This window comes from Streptomyces sp. NPDC002690, assembly GCF_053592415.1.
The window spans coordinates 1-4973 of the sequence record NZ_JBSFVR010000470.1; the positions used below are offsets into that span (position 1 = coordinate 1).

The 4973-nt window shown below is 72.6% G+C and carries 2 protein-coding genes; one reads left to right on the top strand and one right to left on the bottom strand.

Annotation, left to right across the window (positions count from 1 at the left end; genetic code table 11):
• Positions 1–3302, bottom strand: a 3302-nt coding sequence (locus ACWD3D_RS33475) for a DNA polymerase III subunit alpha (protein ID WP_451464477.1), incomplete at its 3' end; no start/stop codon positions are given.
• Positions 3303–4005: 703 nt separating this feature from the next.
• Between ACWD3D_RS33475 and ACWD3D_RS33480 the strand changes: the two genes are divergently transcribed.
• On the top strand, positions 4006–4905 hold the full coding sequence (locus tag ACWD3D_RS33480; protein ID WP_451464478.1) for an esterase/lipase family protein: 900 nt from the start codon (positions 4006–4008) through the stop codon (positions 4903–4905).
• Positions 4906–4973: the final 68 nt, after the last annotated feature.

The following is a 4973-nucleotide window of genomic DNA, read 5'->3' on the forward strand; positions in this document are numbered from 1 at the left end:
GTCCCAGCGGTGGTAGCTGTCACACGCGTCGAGGCTCGGCTGTCCCGGCGGGCCGCCGCGATCCGGTCCAGGTCCCAGGCCATGGTGCCGACGACGGACCGCCGGTTGCCGCGCACCTGCACGGTGCCGCGCACCAGCAGCAGCCCGCTGTGGAAGACGGTGTGCGCGCACGCCGGGTGGGAGTCCTCGAAGAAGACCAGGTCGACCATGCCCGAGCCGTCCTCCAGGGTGACGAAGATGATGCGCTTGCCGCTGGCGATCGGCGGGGTCTGCGTGGAGGCCCGCACCCCGGCGACCAGCACCCGCTGCCCCTGGCGCACGTCGGCCAGGTGGGCGGCGTCCGTCGCGCCGATCTCCCGCAGCAGCCGGTGGTGGTGGACCATGAGGTGCCGGGACACGTCGATGCCCAGTGTGTTCAGCTCGGCGTCCAGCGCCTCGCGGCCGGTCATCTCCGGCAGACCGCTCGGCTCCGCCGCGCCCGCCGCGCCCGCGTGGAGGGCGAGCTGGCCGTCGCCGGCGGACCGGGTGCGGGACTGCCGGTGCAGTTCGGCGACGTGCAGCAGCAGGTCCCGCCGGGTGAGCCGGCCGTCACCGAGCCCGGCGAACGCGCCGATCTCGACCAGACGTTCGGCCAGGGGCCGGCTGGGGCGGGCCCGCTGCCAGAAGTCCGACAGCGAGTCGTAGGGCGCACCGGCCTCGATCCGGGCGCACTCGTCCTCGGTGATGCCGCGTACGGAGGACAGCGCGAGCCGCACCCCCCACCGTTCGTCGCCGGTCCGCTCCACCACGTACCGGGTACGGGAGCGGTTGACGTCCACGGGCAGCACGGGCACGCCCCGGCGGCGGGCGTCGGCGACGATGACGCGCCTGGGCCACATCCCGGGGTCGTGTTCGAGCAGCCCGGCGAGGAGGAACGCCGGGTGGTGCGCCTTGAGCCAGGCGCTCTGCAGGGCCGGTACGGCGAACGCCACCGCGTGCGCGCGGCAGAACCCGTAGGCGCCGAACGCCTCCACCGTCGCCCACACCTTCGCGCGGACCTCGGGGGAGTACCCCCGGGCCGCCGCGCGGTCGTGGAACCACCTCTTGATGGCGGGCAGCCGCTTCCTGTCCCCAAGCGCACGGCGGCCCACCTCGGCCGTCGCCCGGTCGCAGCCGGTCATCACGGAGAGGGTCTCGATGATCTGCTCGTGCCAGATGGTGACCCCGTAGGTGTCGGCGAGCACCGGTTCGAGGTCGGGGTGGGCGTAGGCGGGGGCCTTTCCGTGCCGCGCGGCGACGTACCGCTCGGGCATGCCTCCGGCGACCGGTCCCGGGCGGAAGAGGCTGATGTCGGCGATGACGTCCTGCGGGTTGCGGGGCTGGAGGCGGGAGAGCAGATCCTGCTGGCCGGGCGATTCGAGCTGGAACAGCCCGATCGTCTCGCTCTGCTGGATGAGCTTGAACGCGAAGACGTCGTCGAGCGGTACCTGCTCCGGGTCGTCCAGGTCGATCCGGTCGCCGGTCGCGCGTTCGATCTCGTGGACGGCGTGGGCCATCGCGGACTGCATCCGTACCCCGAGCACGTCGAGCTTGATGTTGCCCAGCGCCTCCACCTCCTCCTTCGCGGCCATGGCCATGGGGTAGTCGCCCTGCGGGGTGGGCTGCACCGGCAGCCGGTCCAGCAGGCCGGCGTCGCTGATGATCACCCCGCACGGGTGCATGGCCATGCCGTGCACCAGGGAGTCGAGCCCCTCGGCAAGCTCCCACAGCGGGCCGTACCGCTTCGCCCGCGACGCCAGAGCGCGCAGCTCGGGCAGTTCGGCGAGGGCGCTCGTGATGTCGGAAGCCCGCAGGTGCGGGAAGCTCTTGGCGATCCGGTCGACCTCGTCCGGCGCGATGCCGAGCGCGAGGCCGGTGTCCCGCAGCGCCCGGCGGGCCCGGTAGGTCTCGGGCATCGCGGTGACCGCGACCCGCTCCTTGCCGAACCGGGCGAAGATCGCGTCGTAGCACTCCAGCCGCCGCGCCGACTCCACGTCGATGTCGATGTCCGGGAGCGAGGTGCGCCGCTCGCTGAGGAAACGTTCGAACAGCAGCCGGTGCTCCAGCGGGTTGGCGGTGGCGATGTCCAGGGTGTGGCAGACCATCGAGCCCGCCCCGGAACCCCGGGCCGCGACCCGGATGCCCAGCTCGCGGATGTCCGCCACCGCCTGGCCGACGGCGAGGAAGTACGAGTCGTACCCCAGCCTGTTGATCACCCCGAGCTCCCTCTCCAGCCGCTCCCGGGCGTCCGCGTCACGGTCCAGGCCCCGGCGGACCAGCCCCGCCTCGGAACGCTCGCGCAGCAGCCGGGCGGCGCCACCGGCGTCCGGCCCGGCGCCGAACAGGGACGCCTCCGGGAAGTGCCGCCTCCCCAGCCCGAGGTCCGCCCCCGGGTCGAGGACGCACCCGGCGGCCGTCGCGGCGGTGTCCGCCAGCAGACGGCGCGCCCGGCGGTCGTCGAGACCGGCGGACGCGGCGATCGCACGGGCGACGGCGACCATGGCGCCCTCGCCCTTGAGCCACCGCTGTCCGCTGTCCAGCCGGCGCCGGTCGACGGGGCGCAGCAGCCGTGCGGAGTCCAGCACGTCGGCCAGGCGGTGCTGGGCGGGGTCGGCGTAGCGGACCGCGTTGGAGAGCACGGCGGTGACGCCGGTACGGTCGGCCAGCGCCAGCGTACGGGCGGCCAGCCGCAGCGACCCCGGGCCCGTACCGGCCCGCTGGTACGCCACGGTCTCCAGCCTCAGCCCGGTCCCGAAGATCTGTCGCCACGGTGCCAGCAGTTTCACCGCGACGTCCTCGCGGCCCGCCGCCAGCGCCCGTACCGGCTCCGACAGCGGGCCGAGCAGCACGGTCAGACCGGGGCCGCCGTGCTCACGCAGTGCCGTCCACGGCACCACGGGCGCGACACCGGACACCGCGTCCGCGTGCGCCGCCGAGGTGATGCGGCAGAGCCGCGCCCAGCCCGCCCGGTCCTGGGCGAGCAGTACGACGCGCAGCGGCGGTTCGACGACATGGGAGCCCCCGCGCGCAGGGGTGAGCGGACGCTCGGCCGGAGGCGGCGGGGCGAGGGCCTCCACCGCCAGGTCGATGCCGAAGACCGGTCGTACTCCTTCCCGGGCGCAGGCCTGCGCGAATCGAACAGCGCCGGTCACGGTGGACCGGTCGGTGAGCGCGAGATCCGGGATGCCGAGTTCGGCCGCCCGCCGGGCGAGGAGCTCGGGGTGGGCGGCGCCGTAGCGGGCGGAGTAACCGGACGCGACGTGCAGATGGGCGAAGCCCGCCATGCCGCACCTCCATTCCGCCACCCCATTTCCTACCTTTGCCCGATACGTTCCTCGTACGTTCGTTCGATTACTTTAACTCCCTCATCCCCGGTCGGCGAGCGGGTAAGGGGCTGGTCGGTGCGGAAGTAATCGAACAAAGGGCGGTGTGGTGAACTGCCGGGTCGTCACCCCCGTCACGCGGCGCGGGACTTGGCTCCGAGGGGCCTCTTCGGGGCTCGCCCGCGTCTTCCCGCATGACCTTCGCCACCCGGTGCGGGCGGTGTCCGACCCGGGTGTCCGCTCGTCCGGGGAGCGCGACCCGGGGTCGTTGCCGTGTTGACGGGCGGCGCGTGCGGTCGGAGTGGTGCGCCACCGCGGGTGGGTGTGGAGGGGTGACGTGTCTGCGGCCCCCGGGGGTGGTCGTGGGCGTGCCGCAGTGCCGTCATGTCGCCGCGCCGCCGCTTCACGGTCACCGCCGGACGTCGTGTCGTCACTTCACGGTGCCGTCACTTCGCGGTGCGGTCGCGTCGCCGAAAGTGACCATGGCGAGTCGTCGGGGGTGTGTCGCGGACCGATGTCGGTGGCGGAGCAGTTTTTACCGACGCGTAACTTCCCCCGCGAATCTACTCGCGCGTAATTTGACATGAGCACATAAAGCTTGTGGTCCGGGCCACAGGGCGAACCCCCCACATCGCAACTCCCTGAGCCGCAAGGAGACCCCACGATGCTGCCCTGGACCCGTACACCGAGATCCCCGCGTGCGCGGAGGACCCTCGCCGCGCTGCTCCTCGCCGTCGCCGCCCTCGCCGGCCCCTCGGCGGCTGCCGCCTCGGCGGCGCCCTCCGCAGGGGAGGCCGCCGCCACCACGAGCGGCTGGAACGACTACTCCTGCAAGCCCTCCGCCGCCCACCCGCGCCCCGTGATCCTCGTCCACGGAACCTTCGGGAACTCCGTCGACAACTGGATCGTCCTCGCCCCCTACCTGGTGGCCCGGGGCTACTGCGTCTTCTCGCTCGACTACGGGCAGCTCCCCGGCGTGCCGGTCTTCAACGGCCTCGGCCCGATCGACGAATCGGCCGCCCAGCTCAGCACGTTCGTCGACAAGGTGCTCGCCGCCACCGGCAAGTCGAAGGCCGACCTCGTGGGCCACTCGCAGGGCGGCATGATGCCGAACTACTACCTGAAGTTCCTCGGCGGCGCCGCCAAGGTGAACGCGCTCGTCGCCCTCGCCCCCGACAACCACGGCACCACCCTCCTCGGGCTGACCGCGCTGCTGCCCTACTTCCCCGGCGCGGAGGCCCTGCTGAACTCCGCCACCCCCGGCCTCGCCGACCAGGTGGCCGGATCACCGTTCGTCACCAAGCTCAACTCCGTACCCGACACCGTGCCCGGGGTGAAGTACACCGTCATCTCCACCCGGTACGACGAGGTCGTCACCCCCTACCGCACCCAGTACCTGAGCGGCGCGAACGTACGCAACGTCCTGCTCCAGGACCTGTGCGCGGTCGATCTCTCCGAGCACGTCCTCATCGGCACCACCGACAAGATCGCCTTCCACGAGGTGGCCAACGCGCTCGACCCGGCGCACGCTTCCACGACGGACTGCACCTCCGTCCTCAGCTGAACGACGTCCTGCTGTTCTCCTCCGGGGCAGTCTGCGGCGGTGTCGTGCGGAGTGAAGAGTGCTGCGGG

Excerpts from the sequence above, each read along its gene's own strand:
- ACWD3D_RS33480 (WP_451464478.1), top strand. The coding sequence starts at position 4,006 with ATGCTGCCCTGGACCCGTACACCGAGATCCCCGCGTGCGCGGAGGACC.